This is a genomic window from Shewanella sp. N2AIL (assembly GCF_022690845.1).
In the GTDB taxonomy this organism is placed as follows: Bacteria; Pseudomonadota; Gammaproteobacteria; order Enterobacterales; family Shewanellaceae; genus Shewanella; species Shewanella baltica.
On the sequence record NZ_JALBYT010000014.1, the window covers coordinates 38,650 to 56,913 of the forward strand.

The 18,264-nt window shown below is 44.8% G+C and carries 18 protein-coding genes; 6 read left to right on the forward strand and 12 right to left on the reverse strand.

Annotated features, from left to right (window positions below; translation table 11 throughout):
- The first annotated feature begins 104 nt into the window (after window positions 1-104).
- From MO387_RS10255 to MO387_RS10270, 4 genes are all read left to right on the forward strand, one after another.
- On the forward strand, window positions 105-1,460 hold the full coding sequence (locus MO387_RS10255) for a DEAD/DEAH box helicase (RefSeq protein WP_107947073.1): 1,356 nt from the start codon (window positions 105-107) through the stop codon (window positions 1,458-1,460).
- A gap of 202 nt (window positions 1,461-1,662) precedes the next feature.
- Window positions 1,663-2,100 carry a DUF3010 family protein gene (locus MO387_RS10260; protein ID WP_006081174.1) on the forward strand — a complete coding sequence of 146 codons (438 nt, stop codon included), beginning with the start codon at window positions 1,663-1,665 and terminating at the stop codon, window positions 2,098-2,100.
- A gap of 47 nt (window positions 2,101-2,147) precedes the next feature.
- Window positions 2,148-2,672 carry a M48 family metallopeptidase gene (locus MO387_RS10265; protein ID WP_107947072.1) on the forward strand — a complete coding sequence of 175 codons (525 nt, stop codon included), beginning with the start codon at window positions 2,148-2,150 and terminating at the stop codon, window positions 2,670-2,672.
- Window positions 2,673-2,762: 90 nt separating this feature from the next.
- Complete coding sequence (locus MO387_RS10270) at window positions 2,763-3,218, forward strand: hypothetical protein (RefSeq protein WP_107947071.1); 456 nt, start codon at window positions 2,763-2,765, stop codon at window positions 3,216-3,218.
- Between the two features lie 348 nt (window positions 3,219-3,566).
- On the opposite strand, the gene MO387_RS10275 is transcribed toward MO387_RS10270, so the two are convergent.
- The 4 genes from MO387_RS10275 to MO387_RS10290 all read right to left on the reverse strand — a co-directional run bounded on the left by MO387_RS10275 (window position 3,567) and on the right by MO387_RS10290 (window position 10,508).
- Window positions 3,567-4,868: a peptidoglycan DD-metalloendopeptidase family protein gene (locus tag MO387_RS10275; protein WP_242326241.1), complete on the reverse strand. Its 1,302-nt coding sequence runs from the start codon at window positions 4,866-4,868 to the stop codon at window positions 3,567-3,569.
- A 265-nt stretch (window positions 4,869-5,133) separates the two neighbouring features.
- A complete protein-coding gene (locus MO387_RS10280) occupies window positions 5,134-8,190 on the reverse strand; it encodes an AAA family ATPase (protein WP_107947069.1) in 3,057 nt (1,018 codons plus the stop codon).
- Window positions 8,187-9,332, reverse strand: coding sequence for an exonuclease SbcCD subunit D (locus MO387_RS10285; RefSeq protein WP_107947068.1), 1,146 nt, complete (start codon window positions 9,330-9,332; stop codon window positions 8,187-8,189). The genes MO387_RS10280 and MO387_RS10285 overlap by 4 nt, the downstream gene beginning before the upstream one ends.
- Before the next feature lie 405 nt (window positions 9,333-9,737).
- Window positions 9,738-10,508, reverse strand: coding sequence for a TSUP family transporter (locus MO387_RS10290; RefSeq protein WP_006081168.1), 771 nt, complete (start codon window positions 10,506-10,508; stop codon window positions 9,738-9,740).
- Window positions 10,509-10,664: 156 nt separating this feature from the next.
- Here MO387_RS10290 and MO387_RS10295 point away from each other — a divergent pair, with 156 nt between their 5' ends.
- Window positions 10,665-11,552, forward strand: a complete 888-nt coding sequence (locus MO387_RS10295; protein WP_012088834.1) for a LysR family transcriptional regulator — start codon at window positions 10,665-10,667, stop codon at window positions 11,550-11,552.
- Between the two features lie 161 nt (window positions 11,553-11,713).
- Here the strand turns inward: MO387_RS10295 and MO387_RS10300 are convergent, their stop codons facing one another.
- The 5 genes from MO387_RS10300 to MO387_RS10320 all read right to left on the reverse strand — a co-directional run bounded on the left by MO387_RS10300 (window position 11,714) and on the right by MO387_RS10320 (window position 15,322).
- Complete coding sequence (locus MO387_RS10300; protein WP_011846490.1) at window positions 11,714-12,109, reverse strand: ribonuclease E inhibitor RraB; 396 nt, start codon at window positions 12,107-12,109, stop codon at window positions 11,714-11,716.
- A 22-nt stretch (window positions 12,110-12,131) separates the two neighbouring features.
- Window positions 12,132-12,362, reverse strand: coding sequence for an RNA-binding S4 domain-containing protein (locus MO387_RS10305; RefSeq protein WP_006081165.1), 231 nt, complete (start codon window positions 12,360-12,362; stop codon window positions 12,132-12,134).
- A 74-nt stretch (window positions 12,363-12,436) separates the two neighbouring features.
- Window positions 12,437-12,973 carry a GNAT family N-acetyltransferase gene (locus tag MO387_RS10310; protein ID WP_242326243.1) on the reverse strand — a complete coding sequence of 179 codons (537 nt, stop codon included), beginning with the start codon at window positions 12,971-12,973 and terminating at the stop codon, window positions 12,437-12,439.
- A 70-nt stretch (window positions 12,974-13,043) separates the two neighbouring features.
- Window positions 13,044-13,322, reverse strand: coding sequence for a peptidylprolyl isomerase (locus tag MO387_RS10315; protein WP_006081163.1), 279 nt, complete (start codon window positions 13,320-13,322; stop codon window positions 13,044-13,046).
- A gap of 170 nt (window positions 13,323-13,492) precedes the next feature.
- Window positions 13,493-15,322: a DUF885 domain-containing protein gene (locus MO387_RS10320; RefSeq protein WP_242326245.1), complete on the reverse strand. Its 1,830-nt coding sequence runs from the start codon at window positions 15,320-15,322 to the stop codon at window positions 13,493-13,495.
- Window positions 15,323-15,401: 79 nt separating this feature from the next.
- Between MO387_RS10320 and MO387_RS10325 the strand changes: the two genes are divergently transcribed.
- Window positions 15,402-15,911 (forward strand): diguanylate cyclase, encoded by a 510-nt coding sequence (locus MO387_RS10325; RefSeq protein ID WP_006081161.1) that lies wholly within the window; start codon window positions 15,402-15,404, stop codon window positions 15,909-15,911.
- A gap of 75 nt (window positions 15,912-15,986) precedes the next feature.
- Here the strand turns inward: MO387_RS10325 and MO387_RS10330 are convergent, their stop codons facing one another.
- Genes MO387_RS10330 through MO387_RS10340 form a run of 3 tightly spaced genes read right to left on the reverse strand, consistent with a single transcriptional unit; the run spans window position 15,987 to window position 18,263 of the window.
- Complete coding sequence (locus MO387_RS10330) at window positions 15,987-17,234, reverse strand: tetratricopeptide repeat protein (RefSeq protein ID WP_226059887.1); 1,248 nt, start codon at window positions 17,232-17,234, stop codon at window positions 15,987-15,989.
- A 2-nt stretch (window positions 17,235-17,236) separates the two neighbouring features.
- Window positions 17,237-17,857 (reverse strand): energy transducer TonB, encoded by a 621-nt coding sequence (locus MO387_RS10335; protein WP_006081159.1) that lies wholly within the window; start codon window positions 17,855-17,857, stop codon window positions 17,237-17,239.
- A gap of 1 nt (window position 17,858) precedes the next feature.
- Window positions 17,859-18,263, reverse strand: coding sequence for a biopolymer transporter ExbD (locus tag MO387_RS10340; RefSeq protein ID WP_006081158.1), 405 nt, complete (start codon window positions 18,261-18,263; stop codon window positions 17,859-17,861).
- Window position 18,264: the final 1 nt, after the last annotated feature.

Genomic DNA, 18,264 nt, shown 5'->3' on the forward strand with positions numbered 1-18,264 from the left:
GCGATAAATCCATGCGTGAAGCAGAGATAATCACCGATGTGGATAGCTGAGTTAGGGCGATTAAGGCTATAATCTGCCCTTACTAAGATTTAGGGGATATACCTTTGCAATTTACCGATTTTTCTCTGGACCAGCGTCTGCTTCAAAGCATAAAACATATGGGGATCACAGAACCCACCGCCATCCAGGAACAAGCACTGCCTATCGCATTGGCAGGTAAAGATTTAATGGCGTCATCAAAAACAGGCTCAGGTAAAACCTTAGCGTTTTTGCTACCCGCATTGCAAAGAGTCATTTCTACCCGCTCACTGTCAAAACGCGATCCTAGAGTATTGATTTTATTACCAACCCGCGAACTAGCACATCAAGTTTATAGTCAACTTCGCCTGCTGGTCGCCAACACCCAATACAAGGCAATCAGCGTTCTGGGCGGTGAAAACTTTAACGATCAAGCTAAAGCCCTAGCGAAAGAACCGCATTTTATTGTCGCGACGCCAGGCCGTATCGCCGATCATTTAGAGCAAAAACATCTATTTCTGAATGGGTTAGAGTTACTCGTGCTCGATGAAGCCGACCGCATGTTAGATTTAGGCTTTGCCCCGCAGTTAAAAGCCATCAACGATGCTGCCGATCATAAACGTCGTCAAACGCTGATGTTTTCTGCCACACTAGATCATGACGAAATCAATGATATCGCGGCAACGCTGTTAAAAAATCCAGCGCACGTGGCGATTGGCGCGGCTCACTCTGAGCATAACGACATTCACCAACGCATCTTCTTATGTGACCACTTAGACCACAAAGAAGCGTTATTAGCCCGTTTACTTAAAGATGAAACCCACAAGCAAGTGATCATCTTTACTGCGACGCGCCCAGATACAGAACGCTTAGCTGCTAAATTAATTGAGCAAGGTTTTGCAACCGCCGCACTCAGCGGTGATTTAAAGCAAGCCGCACGCAACCAAATCATGGACCAATTTGCCCGTGGCCAACAACAAGTCCTAGTGACGACCGATGTTGCCTCTCGTGGTTTGGATTTGCTCAATGTGTCCTTAGTCGTCAACTTCGACATGCCTAAATTTGCCGAAGAATACGTGCATCGTATCGGTCGTACTGGCCGTGCTGGCGCGAAAGGTGATGCGATATCGCTCGTCGGACCTAAAGATTGGGACAACTTTAAGAAAGTCCAAGTGTTCCTTAGAAAGACCTTTGAGATCAGTACGATTCCAGGTCTAGAAGCTAAATTTAGTGGTCTAAAAAGCAAAGCCAAACACACACCAGCAAAACGTGTTGCTAAAGCCGAGCTTGCTAAAGGTAAGAGCAAAAGAACTAAAGCAGCCACACCGGCGCCTTCACGGGATAAGCGTTTTATCACGGGCGTGGACATTGGCGATGCACCAATGCGTAAAAAGCCTGCTGCGGCGAAATTACTGCAAGACAATGATACAGAAGAAGTTTAGAACAAATTAATGCATACATGCCGGTGGATTTAACATCAGATTTTATTTCTGATACACAACACATTGGCTGATCGAATACTGGGAATTGACGCACTAAGCGCATCAGTCTGTCGCCAAGCGAATCAAAAGCGCAGGGTAAACACTGATCCTCACGTCATTTCCAGCTACAATAGCGCTATTATCGATATTTTGAAGGTGTAACATGAGAGTTTGTGGTGTTGAATTAAAAGGTGGCGAAGCCATTATCAGTTTATTGAGCTATGAAGGTGAAACCTTCAATGTGCCAGAATGCCGTAAGGTGTCTTTCACCGTTTCCCAATCTGCTACCACAGAAGCTATTCGTGAGTTTCACTTCGCTTTTCATAAGCTTATGCAAGATTATCGCGTTGATGAAGTTGTCATCATTGAACGTGAACAAAAAGGTAAATTGGCGGGCTCAGCCACAAGTTTTAAACTTGAAGCCGCGATTCAATTAGGTGAATTACCTGTCAGCTTACTGTCTCCTGTCACTATCAAAGAGCAAAACAAGCGCAATCCACCACAGGTTGATTTCGATAGTTTAGATCTTAAAAAAGTGCAGCAGTTAGCTTTTGAAGCCGCTTACGCCCAGCAAAACCGCCGTATTTTCGGCAAAGTTTAAGTAATGCGATGACTCAGGCTCCGAATTCATTCGGAGCCCAATCCCCTATGAATCCATTAAAATACTTAAGCGGTTACAGCCCAGATATCCAACAGCAGGTACAGCAACATCTTGATGCTGGCACATTACCTAAGCTACTGTTGAAACGTCATCCAGTCATACATAGCGTTCGCAGCGATAAAGCGCTGTACGACTACACCCAAGCGATTAAAAACCAATTTTTACGCCAGTCGTCCCCGCTCTCAAAAGTGATCTTTGATGACAAAATTAACATTAGTCATCATGCACTTGGCTTACATTCCTACGTCGCGCGAGTTCAAGGCAATAAAATCAAAGCTAAGAATGAAATTCGCATCTCTTCACGTTTGAAGCGTGTACCAGAGCCTTTATTACGTATGGTCGTTGTACACGAATTAGCCCATTTAAAAGAAAAAGATCACAATAAGGCTTTCTATAATTTGTGTACTCATATGGAGCCGGATTATCACCAGTTTGAATTTGATTTACGCTTATTATTGACCTGTATCGACGCCAACATATCCCCTTATTGCGCAGATAAAGCCAACACTTGACCTTAGTATATTTTTCACTCACAACTTGACTGATAATAGTTTTCATTTAGAATATTGAAGTATCTCACGCTGCAGAATTCAGTAACGACAATGACGAAACAGAATATCGATAAACTTTTGAGCAAGTGGTGTAAAAAACAAGCTAAAAAGTTACTCAAAACACAGGCAAGATCTGTTTCAAGTTCAGGAAAAGCGATTCCATCCTTATCTCATCTGAACACACTGACTGATAAATCTTTGACGAATAAAAAAGCTCAGCGCAAACACCTCACCAAATTACTCACGAAGCACATTTCACAACAAGAATTTGCCCATAGCGATAAATCCGCACTCAAGAAACAGTTAAAACTGGCAAAGGCTACGTTTATTGCCGCTAATGATGCAACATTTTCATCGACTATGATTACTCGGCTCACTCCTTTACCAACAGAACACAGCTTTGCATTACGTCCTTTTAAAAAGTCTCCCTGCGGTGGCTGTCCCGCTCTAAAAGGTAAACTGTGTAAGTGTGCATTAAAAGTGATGCAAAGACGCCAAGCAAGCTGATAGACGCTATTTAACGCTACGTATTTAGTTCTGTTCAGTCCCTAATAAAGAGTGCTAGTTAGCTTTAAAGGTCATCAGCTGCCAAATTGAGTCTCTTATTGTCCAAGAGAATAACTTGCTAACAGAAACTCCTCAGAACCGCTCCATTTATCCCCCGAGTTTTTATCGCCACAACTACGAATCGAATAAATTTTAAAGCTTCCTTACAACTCGAAGAATACTTGTGATAGCAGAAAAATATCTACAACAAGAAGAATGATGGAAACAAAAATGCCGATGAAATTTACATTTCATCGGCATTAATAAAATCTTAGAACGCTTATTCAGACTTGGCGAGACTTAGTTCTATTAGCCAAGGTTCATCATAGCTTCACGACTCTTCACCATATTGGTAAATGTGCGTAAGTCTTGATTCGCTAACTTGCTAGACATAGGAATATCCGCTTTCAACGGGTCAACAGGTTTACCATGGATATGGAATTCATAATGTAAGTGTGGACCCGTTGAACGACCAGTATTACCAGATAAAGCAATCACTTGGCCTCGAGTCACTCGCTGACCTTTACGTACAAGCGCCTTAGATAAATGCAGGTAACGGGTACGATACTTACCACCGTGGTCAATCACAATATACTTACCAGCGAACTGGTGATCAGTCACTAAACTAACAACACCATCACCAGGAGCAATCACTTTAGTCCCGATAGGCACTGAAAAGTCGGTTCCGTTATGGGGTGAAATACGGCCAGTAATAGGATGCTTACGATATGGATTAAAACGGGAACTCATGCGGGGTTGTTTAGCTAATGGATAACGCTGGAACGCACGCACTAAACTCTGGCCCTTGGCATCGTAATAACTGCCGTCAGTATATTGAAATGCACTAATTTCAGAACGACCGGTTTTAATACTCACGCCTAAAATTTGGCTACTGCCCGTCGCTTCACCTTCAACATATTGATCATTTACCAAAACAGAGAATTTATCGCCAACGCGTAAATCACGGGCGAAATTCAATTTTTCTTTGAGTAAATCTTCAATCCGCTGAATGTCTGCAGCAGCTAAACCCATTTTTTGTGCAGAGACGTAAAATGAGCCTTTAATATCGCCAGATATAATACGATTTTGCCAAACGCCTTCAACGTTGACTTCTTCAACATTAAAACTGCCGTCTTCATAGCGTGTAAACACCACTTGGCGAGCAGCGTTAAAATAAAGTTCTAATTTCTGTAATTGGCCTTCGTTATCGAGCCAAAATTGCATTCTGTTACCAGGCAATAAGGTATCAAGTGCCAAAATATTTAAATCAGCTTCTAACACCTTATACATGGTCTGCTGATCAACACCCGCTTTCGAAAATAACCCACTTAAGGTATCACCAGAAACGATAATTCGCTCAAACTGTGGAGCGTTATTAATAAGGGTTGCTTGATCTTGGACTTCAGGTTCAGAAACTTGGGGGAGAATATTTTCAATATCGAGGACAACAGGGATACGCTGAGCAGTTGGCACAACATGACCATTATTCGGCATTAACATAGCAGCGCCAATCAACAAACCACCCATTAATAGAATGTTTTTTTGGGTCGATGATAAGTTCTGCAAACGGGTTTGCGATAAGTTGATAAAGTTGGGTTTGCCTGTCTGCAACGCTTTTCACCTTTCGTTAACTTTGCGTTTTATTTTTGAACCAGTCCCTATGAGGGAAGCCCGAATTTTTTCCAACTTATCCCAAAAATCCCATTATGACAAATGCTATTTCGTACTTTTACCTGACTATTAACAAGAAACATGCGCCAGTTGGCATTTTCAACTCAGTTTGCGCACATTATCCCAATGTTAAACACGCAAGAGTCACAATAAATAACATATACAAAACAGCAGGTTATTTATTGTACTCTGAGAGAACGACCGACTAAGGCAAAACTATCGTCATTTCGCTCCCATGTGAGGTTTTATTGATGTCGATGCGAGTATTTATCTGCTCTTTCATCTCAGAAACGTGCGAGATCACCCCTATCATGCGACCTGAAGACTGCAGATCCATCAAGGTTCGAATCGCCAATTCCAATGAATCTTGGTCTAAACTGCCAAAGCCTTCATCGATAAATAAGGTGTCGAGTTTGATCCCCCCAGCATAAGCTTGCACCACATCGGATAGCCCTAACGCCATGGACAAGGCCGCCATAAAACTTTCGCCGCCGCTTAAGGTTGCCACAGGGCGCACTTTTGAGGTGTAGGCATCTTCCACTTCTAACTCGAGCCCAGACGCCTTGTTGCCCTTTGCTCTATCTTCCTTACGCAGCAAGCGATAACGTCCCTTACTCATCAGATGCAGCCTATGGCTCGCTTCGAGTAACACATCGTCGAGCAGTACGCTTAACACAAAACGCTGCAAACTGATCTTATTGCCTGTTTTCCCATTCGCCACATCGGCAAGCGTGCCGATAACTGCATATTCATCGTCTAACGCCTTAGCTTTCGTATCTGCAATACTCAGCTGGGTTTGAGTTTGGGTCAGTAGTACTGTGCGAGTGTGAAGCAGCTGCCATACCTGCTCTGCTGCGTGTAATGCTTGCTGCGCCGACTCAAGCTCGGCAGCGAGCTTAATGCTATCGGGTGGCACTTTATCTTTGAGCTTCAGCGCTAACTGCTCGCACTGCGCCTTGGTCAAAGCACTGCGCTGCTGGTAAGCCTCAATCTCGCTGGCTAATGCATACAGTTGATCTTCATCCAGCATGGCCGCAAATAAGACCTGTTGGTCGGTAAATCCCGCTGCGACTAATTGCTGATTGAGTTGCTGCTGGGCACGCGTTTGCTGAGCTAATGCCGCCTCAGCGGTATTTTCGGCACCATTCAATGCAGCTTTAGCTGCAACAAAGGTTTGCCCTGTTTGTTGCTGAAGCGCCCTCACGTCAGCAATCTGCTGTTTAATCTGGCTTATCTGTTGCTGGTTTTGCGTGATTGCTGCGGTTAATGCCTCAAGCGTTGCAAGCGCAGGTGGGACGCTTTGCTGCATGTGCGCCAACTGCCCCTGCAATAAATCCACTTTAGATTGCAGCGCACTGTCGTGTGTTTGTCCTTGCTCCAGCTTTTGTTGCAGATGCGTTTCCTGCGCGTGCAACAAGACAATTTCTTGCTGTAACTGCTGCAAATCTTGATGAGCTTGCTCAGCTTGCGTGAGGGAAAAAGCATATTGCGACAAGGTATGCGCATGTTGATCTTGAGAAATATCAACCGCTGTGCCCAATTGGGCCACGAGATCTTGTGATTGCTGTTGCAAGATTTTGAACTGTGCATCTAATCCGCGGTATTCTGCTCTGGCTTTACTCAGGACTTCTTGGGCCGTTGTTTCTGTGTCTTGGGCCAATTGCAGCGCTTCATCACTTGGGAGCGGCTCTTGGCTCTGTGCTGGCTGTGGATGGGTTTGGCTGCCACAGACGGGACAAGGTTCATCTTGCTGTAATTGCTGCGCTAAAATGGCAGCCTGTCCTTGGTGCCAAGTCAATAATAGGGCTTTATGCGCAACCTGTGCTTGCTGATGCTCGGCATTGAGTTGTTGCCCTTGCGCTTTCGCATTGGCAAGTTTTTCCTTTGTCGACGATACCCTTGCCGCCACTTGTTGCCATTGCTGATAAGTCGACAATAACTGCTGTTGCTGCTGGTGCGCCTGTTGCAATGAGAGGCGAGTGTCGCTGTTGGCCTGCAATTGTGGCAAAGCCGATTCCAGTTCACGACGTTTTTGAGTTACTGCGGTTAACTCATTTTTACTGATCTGAAGTTGTGTTTTAGCTTTAACTAACTGTGCTTTCTCTTGCTCGAGGGTTTTATTGAGTCTATCCAGTTCCCTAAGCTGCGGTCCCAGCGCATTCAGTTGCTGTTTGGCTTGTTCCTGTTCCAGTAGCGACGCTTCCAATACGGGCAAGTCTTGCGCTTTAAGCTCAGCATCATCAAAGGCTTGCTTGGCTTGAGTCAGTGCCGTTTGCGCATTGCTAAAGGCGAGATTGGCGGCTTTTGCTTCTTGTTCACGGGCTAAAAACACCTCAACCATAGGCGCTAAACGCTGCGCTTGTTTAGCTAAGTTCAGCTTATGGGTTTGCGCGACTATGCTTTCTTGCTGCGCCTCGAGCGCTGCAGCGGTTTGAGTTAAAACATCAAACTGCGCAAATTCAGCCAGTAGATGCTGGGCGGCATCGCTGGCTTTAATGATTAATTGTTGCTGCTGTAATGCCTGTTCCTTGGCACTTTGAGCGAGCGCAAGTTCAGGTGTGAGCTTGGCTAATTCACTGCTAAGCTCATCATCGGATGCTAGGCCCGCACTTTGTAAAATACCATCGCGGCGACTGCGTTGATCTTTCACTAAGCCGCTAATATCGGCAGCCTTATTTTTTAAGGTATCTTCAATCCGGCGATAAATATGCGTTTGAAATAACTGACTAAATATCAGCTCACGCGCTTTAGAGTCCGCCATTAATAATTCGCGAAACTTACCCTGAGGTAATACCATCACTTGGCGAAACTGCTCCACATCGAGCCCAGTTAAGGCTTCAATCTCAGCGGTGGCCTCAGACACTTTACTGGCAACTAATAAGCTTTCATTGCCATCGGCGTCAATTTTAAAGAGCTGCGCTTCAGGCTTTTGCACTGTCGAGCCGTCACCGCTTTTCTTAACTCTGTCTTGCTCTGGCACCCGGCGAATACGATAGCTGTTACTGCCGAGCTGAAAACTGAAAGTGACTTCTGTTAGTAAACTATCGTCGGCCATATCGCAGCGCATCTGGCTACCTTCACGCTCATTACCTGTGGTTTTGCCATAAAGCGCAAAACAAATGCCATCGAGCAAGGTCGTCTTGCCCGCACCTGTGGGCCCGTTGATGAGAAATAACGGATTGGTTCCAAGGGCGGTAAAATCAAGTGCCTGAGTCGATGCAAAGGGACCAAAGGCTGACATTGAAAGGCTAAAGGGTCTCATGCTTGGCGCTCCTCATTGTGTAGCTTAGTCAGGAGGTCATCCATCACGGCTTGTTGTGCCTGCGTTAATGACTCGCCAGACACCTGGGAGAAAAAGTCACAGAACATGTCCATCTCGCCTTTTTTGATATGATCCCGGCTCAAAGCAACTTGCTGCTGCCCCGCCATCAAGCCTGTCCGCTCTAAATGCAGCACATTAGGGTAGACGGCCCTAAGTTTACCCATAGCGTCTAAAATGGCATGTTTATCGAGGAGCCTGACCATGAGGTAATCCTCACGGTTTGCATCAGTTTTACCTTGGGCGAGTAAAGTGTCTAACTCCCCTTCTAAGATGCGAACATCACGCATCGACGTTAACGGCAATAAACGGATATCAATCGGCGTTTGCGTGCCCAGTTCGACTAAGGTCACCGACTTGTGTTGATGTTGTTCACTAAAGGAATACTTCAAAATCGATCCTGAGTAACGCACATACTCGGCGCCTTTGTATTGCGGTCCGTGTAAATGTCCAAGGGCGACATAATCAAACTCAGTAAAGAGCTTTGGCGATATTTTATCGGCGCCACCAATACTGAGCGGTCGCTCTGATTCTGACTCACTGCCACCATCCAAAAAGCAATGGCTTATCACCACTTTGGGTAAGCCTTGGCTATCGTGCTGACGCACTTTTTCCAGCAACACATCCATGGCCATTTCGTGGCTCGATGCCTCACACTCAAACACTTGCCGTACTGTTGCAGGTTCAGCGTAAGGCAAGGGATAAAAAACCACATCACCGCTTGAACTTGACAAAGTAATAGGATGAATGTCAGCACTCAAGGGGCCAATAATATGTAACCCACTTGCCGCCATTTGTTTTGCCGCAAACCCTAAGCGCTCGTGGCCATCGTGGTTGCCGGCAATCATAATCACTTGCACGCCTAAATCCTGTACTAAGCGGTTGAGCACATCATCTAACAGCGCGACCGCGTTTGCTGGCGGAATCGATCTGTCATAAATATCCCCCGCCACAATCACAGCATCCACCTTGTGCTCATCTGCTAATGCAATAATTTGCTCGAGCACAAAGGCTTGATCATCCAGTAATGACTGATTGTGTAACTGACGACCTATGTGCCAGTCCGAGGTGTGGATAAATTTCATAATCGCTCTTTTAAAGAAGTGGTAGCGCTAAACCCGAGCGCATGTGCCGGCACATCAACGCAAAAATAAGGCAGACGAGATAGACACTGCATGCAAATCGTATTAAATAAAGACATAGCGTTTAAATGCACATAGAAAAATGAGAAGCCTAAAAAGTGCATTAAAATTGACAGGTTATACTATTCAAAAACCTTGAAAGAGTACACCTATTGCTAAAGTAGGAAGAGACGTTGCGATCATCTTTAGAGGATATTCTGAGCGATATCCACCTCAGCTAAACTTATGAGCCAAGGTGAACGTCACTCAGATAAGATAAGATAAGATAAGATAAATTAACTTAAGCTTACGCGCTAAGATTAGCTAATCCGCCATTTAAGGCTGCGCTTATTGATAAGAAACAATCAATTAGAACAAGTGATATTGCGTTGCGAGGAGTTTAAAGCTCATGGCAAGGGACATAGTCACGACGAGTGGCTTGATGATCTTCGTGCCTTTAGTCACAACCAGACGAGAGCCCAAAGTCGCGCCAATCGCTTGTCCTGCGAGCATGACCAACCCCAATAACCAAATCACTTTGCCGCCCAAGGCGAAGAAAATCAGCGAAGCTATGTTGGTTGAGAAATTAAGTAGTTTCGCGTGAGCCGTAGCCTTAGCCAAACCAAAACCTGCTAACGATACAAACGCCAGCGCAAAAAAGCTGCCAGTGCCTGGACCAAAAAAACCATCGTACAATCCCACACCTAAGGCGGCAGTGAACGCAAACGCGGTAGGTGTCAGTACTTGATGCTTATCGTCTTCAGAAATCTTTTTCGAAAATAAGAAGTAACAACCAATTGCCAAAATCAAAAATGGCAACATTAATTCCAGCACTTTGGTATCGACGAGTTGAACGAGAATAGTGCCTAATGCCGCGCCGATGAACGCACAGATCAAGGCTAACTTTACGGATTTAAGATCCACGAGTCCTTTACGGACAAAGTACAAGCTCGCAAAAAAACTGCCGCCACAGGCCTGCAGCTTATTTGTGCCTAAGGCAACCGCAGGCGGCAAGCCAGCCCACATGAGTGCAGGAATCGTCAACAAGCCACCGCCACCGGCTATAGCGTCGATAAAACCTGCCACCATAGCGACGGCAAAAAGTATCGCAGCGATTTGTAGCGTCAGTTCAAATTCCATAATGATTTATTATTCTTCTGATAAAAAAGGGAGTGATTGCTGGGCATTAGACTGCGTTTGCCAAATAAACGCAAAGGAGTTATTGTCATCGCTGCGTGAGTTAAACTCACACAAAATCTGTAATCCTGTTCGAATCTCCCAACTGTAGGACATCAAATGTTGACCGAACTGCCGCCACTCAATTCCCTCCGTGCTTTTGAAGCGGCAGCACGCTTGCAGAGCATGACATTAGCCAGCAAGGAGCTGCATGTCACCCATGGTGCGGTCAGTAAACAAATCCGAGTATTAGAGGATTATTTAGGTTTTGCGCTTTTTGTGCGCTTACATAAAAAAGTCAGTTTAACCGATGAAGCCAAGCGCTATTTGCCCCATGTCCAAGCCGCGCTGCAAACTCTGTCAAGTGCAACGAGTGACCTACGCCGCCAGCCTTCTAAGCCACAAACCTTAGCCATCAATGTGCTGCCAAGCTTAACCATTAATTGGCTCATCCCGAGAATGGAGCAGTTTAAGTCCCGCCATCCGCACCTTTATGTCGATTTGTCGATTGGTGACTTTGCCGTGGACTTTAGCCAAGGCCGTTATGATATTGCGATTCGCAGCTGCACAGCTATTCCTAAGGGCGCGAATTATATCAAACTGATGGATGAGGATTTGTGTTTGGTTTGCGCGCCTTCGTTAGCGCCAAAACTGCAAAATATCGAGGATATCAATCACGTCACCTTACTGAAACACACTACAAGACCCGAACTATGGGAATATTGGGCAGAAAAAGTGGGCTTAACACTCACTCAAGCACAAACCTTTGGCGTCGAGCATTTCTACATGCTGAGCCAAGCCGCCGCCAGTGGCATGGGTGCAGCGCTTATTCCGCGATTTTTTATCGAAGAGCAATTGGCAAACGGCAGTTTAGTCATTCCCTTTGACGCCCCTTTTACCAGCCCCTATCGCTATTACCTCCTCACGCCCAAATCCCCTAGCCTGCCGTTAAAAGCCCAAGCCTTTATCGACTGGTTATTAGAAGTGTTTGCGCCTTATCGCCACTAAACAACATTCGGAATGTCACAGTTTCAGCAAGGTGTAATAACACTATATGTGCCAAATAAAGCTATGGTGTGCTGAAAAACGCAGCAAATTGGCGCAATAAAACGGCAATAAAAAACCACCAAGAAGGTGGTTTTAAACTCAAAGGCCAAAGCAAATCAGGATCAGTGATTGCAATGAGCACCGTGGACATGCTCATGGTCATCATCTTCCATAAACTCGTCATCACCGTCTTGGTGTTGCATTACGCCCCAACCGTCGGTCATACCCCCGAATTCGGCGGCAAAATCATTCAACATGACTTCTTGCTCAACCAAAGTATCGTAATCAGGTACCATATTGAGGCAAACAATGATTTCCCACTTGCCCAGCTCATCATTCAGATTCAGCTCAAGCTCGCCTTGCAAGTCAGAATTTGTGAGTTCTTCTAACGCCGTTTCAGCATCACGTTGGTCATCAAAAACCAAAAAGAAATCAACATCTAACTCTTTTGTTAAATCGATTCCTGCTTCAGCCATTGCGGCCAGCATTTTACCATTGTCATCATCTGGAAATTGCATATCTTGCTCCACTGTTTCAGGCTTATTCTGCCGCAATGATTTGAACTGATTCACCATTAAAGCTGACGATATCGCCCGCAATAATTTTTTTACGTTTACGAGTTTCAACTTCACCATTCACTGTGACTTGACCTTCCTCGATAAAATGCTTGGCTTCGCCGCCGGCATTGCTCATGCCCTGCACTTTTAATACTTTGTACAATTCAATGAAATCTTCGCCAGAATGCAAAGCCAATTGATTAATTTGCGCCACTTAATACACGCCTTCTAAAAATAAACCTGCGGCATTATACCAGCACCGCACAAAATCCGCTGAAGATAATTTGGCTAGAGACGTCTTTCATCGGCGAGTAAACCGAAGACCGATTCATCGAGCCAGTTTTCACCCATTTTGAATTGCTGCCTGAGTAAGCCTTCAAGCCTGAAGCCGCACTTTTCAAGAACCCGCGCCGATGCATGATTATCTTTGGCGCAATGACCAACAAATTTATGCACATTAAAACTTAAGCAGGCCCAATCAATGACCGCCATTAAGCTCTCAGTCGCATAACCCTTGCCCTGGCCCTCTGCGGCCAGCAAGTAACCCACTTCTGCACGCTGCTCATCAAGGCTTTGACAATAAAGGCCTGTCAACCCGACAAACAGCCCTGTATCGACGGTCTCAATCACTAAGGTGAGCCAATCGCCAGAACCGTAAAACCAAGTATCGGAGCGCTGCTGAAACTTACTGCGGATCACCTCTTGCGACTCTGGCACTCGCACATAGCGATTAATCTCAGGATCACTGTGCAACGCATAAAAATGTTCCCAATCGCTGTCTTGTAAGCTCCTGAGTTTCAATCTATCGGTATAGAGTTCCAGCATAGTGACTCCGTGATGAGCAGATAAAACAAAAACGGCAGCAAACGCTGCCGTATCAAATAAGCTGTAAAACTTATGCGCGGCTGGTCACTTCAAGTAAATGAAAACCAAACTGCGTTTTAACAGGACCTTGAACTTCGTTTAATGGCGCGCTGAAGACGACTTCATCAAACTCTCTCACCATCATACCAGGACCGAATGAACCCAATTCGCCGCCTTGGGCACCTGATGGGCAAGAAGAGTGCGCGCGAGCAATTTGAGCGAAATCCGCGCCTTCCAATATTTGCTGTTTCAGCGCTTGGCATTGCTCTTCGCTGCTGACTAACAAATGTCTTGCTGTTGCCTGGACCATAGTAAAACTCCTGTGAGGATCATGAGACATTTGCCCCAAATATCATTGAATACCCATTAAAACATCCGTTTTAACAGGTTTTGAATCAACAGTATAAAAACTTTCTGTTGAATAAAAAAGTCTTAAAATGCCGTCATTCACATCAAAGTCAAATAACGACATATTACGGACTAAGCCTGTTTAGACGCTATCCAACGATCGATTTTGTTTTCCATGACCGCCATAGGTAATGAACCTGAGGTGAGGATTTGATCGTGGAACGCTTTTAAATCAAATTTATCACCCAAGGCTTTTTCAGCGCGGGCGCGCAGTGCCAGGATCTTCAGCTGACCGACTTTGTAAGACAAAGCTTGACCAGGGATCGCCATATAGCGCTCCACTTCAGCAACTATGTCACTTTCAGCCATCGGCGAGTTGTCTTTCATGTACTGAATCGCTTGTTCACGACTCCAGCCTTTTGAATGGAGACCGGTATCCACCACTAAGCGCATAGCACGCAGCATTTCATCGGAAAGCTTGCCAAAATACTGATAAGGATCAGTAAACAAGCCCATCTCAATACCTAAGTACTCAGCATACAGTGCCCAACCTTCCTCGAATGCCGTATAGCCACTGAAACGCTGGAACTCAGGCACACCGGTTAGCTCTTGCTTGATTGCAATTTGGAAATGATGCCCAGGAGCAGCCTCGTGTAAAGATAAGGTCGTCATTCCCCACTTTGGCTGCGCCTTGAGGTTATAAGTGTTGATATAGAACACGCCAGGACGACTGCCATCCACCGCTGGCGATTCGTAAGAAGCACCCGCCGCAGATTGTTCTCTGAAGCTTTCAACCGGCTTGACCACGTAATCAGCTTTTGGCATCACATTAAAGTAGTTAGGCAGCACTTGATTGATTTTATCTTTCAACACCATATAACCATCAATCAAACCTTGACGATCACTGTAGAAATATTGAGGTTCGGAAGATAAAGACGCGAAAAATGCTTTCAAATCGCCCTTAAAACCGACTTGCTCACGTACCTTATCCATCTCAGATAAAATTCGCGCCACTTCACTTAAGCCAATTTGATGAATTTCATCCACAGACATAGTGGTCGTTGTATGTGAGTTCGCCAGATGCTGATACCAAGCTTTGCCGTTAGGTAAACCAGACCAACCATCAGTCGCCCGCGATTTGGGTAAATAGGTTTGCTTAAAGTAATCACGCAAGTCCGTTAACGCTGGCACGATACGTTCGGCTATCATGGCTTGATAACGAGCTGTCAATTCCGCTTTATCTTGCTCAGAAAAACTCTCAGGAAAATGTTGAATGGGCGAGTAGAAAATGCTCTGAGTCGCATCAGTCGTTAGCATAGCGTCTAACTGGGGAATAATGCGCTCTACCAACACCCGAGGTAACACCACTTTACTTTCAATGCCTTGATTCATCCGATTTTCAGCAAGTGCTACCCACTTGATGAAACCATCGACTCTCTGTTCCCAATTACGATAATCTTGAACAGTATTAAAAGGTTGTGCACTCTCGCCACTTCCCAGCTGCACCATGATAATAACAGTACTATAGAACTGGCTTATCGGCATAAAGCGAGATGGGAAAGTTTCGTCCACTAACGCCATATCACGGTCATAAACAAACAAGTCATAACTTAACTGTAAATCAGCGGGCAGTTGCTTTGGATCTATCGCGCGCACCTGAGCTAAATAGTGAGTATTAAGATCATGGCGAGCCTTGAGGTAATCTTCGGTCAGATCCCCGCCAAAATCGGCGTTATAGTCATTAACGCCGACAAAAGTGGCGTAGATGGGCTCAAGCTTTAGGTAATCTTTAAAATAAGCATCCACAAGCGCTAAATAACGCTGTTCGGCCGTTTGTGTTTCGCCCTGCTCTGCAACTGCATTAGCTTGGCTGTTTTCTTGAACTGCAGTGGCTTCAGGCTTAGAACAGCCTTGAAGGGTGAAGATTAACGCTATCGATCCTGCCAATAAACCCAATTTCATTTTAATATTTTTCCTTTTTGGCCCGATATTGCAGAACTGTTTCTATACTTAGTTCAAGGTCTGCTATCGGAGTTAATCTATGATCTACTCGTTCCGCAACTCAGGTTTCAGGGATCCAGAAACTGGAGTCTATAACCAAACCTATTTCATGGAAGTATTCAACCGAGAATGGCATCGTCACATGAGAGAACACCAAAGCTTGGCACTATTGTATCTGTGCCCTCACATTCATGAAACCGTCAAACAACCCCATTTACTCGAATTCTTTACCAAACAAGTGCAGGAAGCACTATTAAGAGCAACAGATATGATTGCTAGGCTTGATCATAATCACTTTGCGCTGGGTTTATTCAACATAGATGAGGTGGGAACTGAGGTAGTATTAAAGCGAATAGAACAACAAATATCTGACTTTAACCAAGATTTTGGTAAAAATCATAAGCTGACAATCGATTATAAACTTGCCGCCTGCATTTGCTTACCGACGCAAGAAAACAAAATCGAGTCACTCTTCAGTAATGTCAGCCAACTCTCACAAGATCTTGAAAAAAGCCATGATCAATCACAAGCTTTAATCCGCTTGCAGTAAGCTTGTGTTGTAATTAGTAGCAAAGAAAAAGCCCCTTTCGGGGCTTTCTAATTCAAACGCTAAACTGCCAAGCGATTACAGTGTGATGTTATGCATACGTGCTTTCTCTTTGATATAAGAGATATAGCTATTTGCACTCTTCTCAGTCTTCTTATCATTAGCAGCTAATACTGCACGGTTATAAGCTGACTTGTACTGTTTCAAACTTAAATGAGCCAAAGCTAATTCAAAGTTTGCTTCGCCAGGATGATCAATGCCCATGGATATGGCTTTTTCAAGCACAGGTATCGCAGCAGTGTATTGTTCATCCAAGTTTAGTAAGCGACCTTGTTTCAGGTAAGTCTTACCATCCTTGCTTATAGCGGCAGCTTTACCATAATAATCAGCTGCTTGCTTAAACTCTTTAGCATTTTGATAGAAACCAGCCAAAATCTCTAAGGACTTAGCATCCTCAGCAATCAAGCCTGATTTCATGTGTTTCTGATAAACTTTAGCAGCTTGATATGGAGCACCTTTCTGTGCCATCAATTGTGCTAAACGGGTAATGTTACCTGCGCTATCTAAGAAACCATTTCTATAAGCTAAATCGTAAGTAGCAAGAGACTTGTCATAGTCTTCAACCATCAAATAAAACTGCGCTAATTGAACCCAAAGTCTGCCATCTTCTGGGAATAATGGCACCATGACTTCTAACACGCCAACAGCTTTCTTATACTTCTTCTGGTTGAAGTACGCTGTCAGTTTCATCTGATACAGACCTTTATCAGGAGCTTCAGCTAATGAAAGACCTTTATCGGCCACTTCAATGACTTTATCCCACTGTTTTAGCTCTGAATGCGCAATACCAATACGACGGTATATTTGAGAATCAGATTTACAAGTGAATTCCATCCACTTGTAGTAGTAAGGAATCGCCTCCTTAAACTTCTTCTCTTGTAACAGCAAATCCGCATAAAGACGCATAGTTGCAGCATGATCTGTGCCGCCTAAAATATCAGCTTCAACAGCTTGTTTTAGGTACTTGATCGCGGTATCCATTTTGCCTTTTTCGGCATAAAAGTTACCCAACATACGTGCAACATAAGCTTTATCGAAATCGTTCTTAGCATTTGCTTCGAGCAAAATAGCAATGGCTTCATCTATCTGGCCATTAGTGTAAGCTTCGAACGACTTTTGAACTTTCTTCGCTGCGCCTTCGCCTACCGCTTTAGATTGACGTTTGTCGATAGGACACTTTTCTTCCGCTACCGCAGAAGAAAGCGTTAATGTCCCGCCACAAACAGAAAGCAATAATAGAGCTGCGATTTTATTAACATTACGCATCGTTATTTGCCTCCCTTATCTAAGGTAAAGTCCAGCTGAACTGTCTGACCAGGTTGCTTCAGTGGTTTGCCATCAACAATCTTTGGCTTGTACTTCCACTTCTTCAGTGCGCGAATCGCTTCTTTATCAAATAAACGCTTTGGCTCTGCTTGAATAACTTCAACGTCATCGATACCACCGAGTTCGTTGATGGTGAAACGAAGTTGTACCCAACCTTCTTTCCCGTCACGCGCCGCAGCAATTGGATACTGAGGTTCGATACGAACGATAGGCGTTGCATCACCATCGCGAGTCATCATATTGCCTAATTTGAAACCAGTACTTGCACCGCCAGCTTCTACACCACCCATATTGAACGACATTGATGTATCAATATTACTTGATGAATCAGGTGGCGTTGTATCAGGCTTCTGTGGTTGCTCTGGTGGTGGTGGTGGCTTAGGCACTACCCTTGGCTTATTCTGTGCTTTTGAATCCTGTCTATCCATAGTGATTTCAATTACAGGGGTCTCGGCCGATGTTTCGCCGCGCTGTGCGCCGCCACCGACCAAGAACGCCATAAAAGAGAACAGAGCAAAAGTCACAGCAGCACCAATAATGATCGATACTAGTGCTCTTAGCATATTAATCGTTCCCCGCAGATACCGAAATTTTATCTATACCAGCTGCTTTCACTTGGTCTAGAACTTTCACAACTAAGCCGTGCATTGCGTCTTTGTCTGCCTGAATCAATACAGCAGCTTCAGGAGCTTCAGCCAGCATACGTTCAACGTTTGCTGTTACACGTTCGATATCAACCTGACGGTTTTCCATCATGATCACGCCCGTTTTGCTGACGCCGATAAAGATGTTCGCCGAAGGCTTTGAAGTCGCTTGTGAAGCTTTTGGTTTGTTATAGTCCAAACCAGATGGTTTCACGAATGACGTTGTTACAATGAAGAAGATTAGCATGATGAACACGATGTCGAGCATCGGTGTCATATCAATTTGCGCTTCCTCATCTATACTGGAATGCTTTTTACGTGCCATG